Annotated in this window: 1 protein-coding gene; it reads left to right on the top strand. The window is 55.5% G+C overall.

Going from position 1 to position 335, the window contains the following annotated elements; all coding sequences use genetic code 11:
* Positions 1–335: VCBS domain-containing protein (locus EYW48_RS21645; RefSeq protein WP_277433098.1), on the top strand; the 335-nt coding region annotated here is incomplete at both ends.

The raw sequence follows: 335 nt of genomic DNA on the forward strand, positions 1-335 counted from the left end.
GATCACGGGCTCAGACGACAAAGCGATCATCACACCAGACCAGCCGGGTGATGACGCGGGCGCGGTGCAAGAAGACGTAATGCTGACCACGAGCGGCAACTTAAACGTGGCTGACCCTGATGCAGGTCAAGCGGTATTCCAACCCCAAACAGATGTTAAAGATGGCAACTGGGGCACCTTTTCTATCGATGAGAGTGGCAACTGGACATATAAGCTGAACAACAGCCACCCAGACGTGCAAGCGTTAGACGCCGATAGCGATCCGGTAATTCGCACCATGACAGTGATGTCGGCGGACGGCACCACTCATGACGTGGTCGTGACGATCACGGGCT

It is taken from the genome of Vibrio sp. 1180_3 (assembly GCF_029478545.1).
Lineage (GTDB): Bacteria > Pseudomonadota > Gammaproteobacteria > Enterobacterales > Vibrionaceae > Vibrio > Vibrio aestuarianus.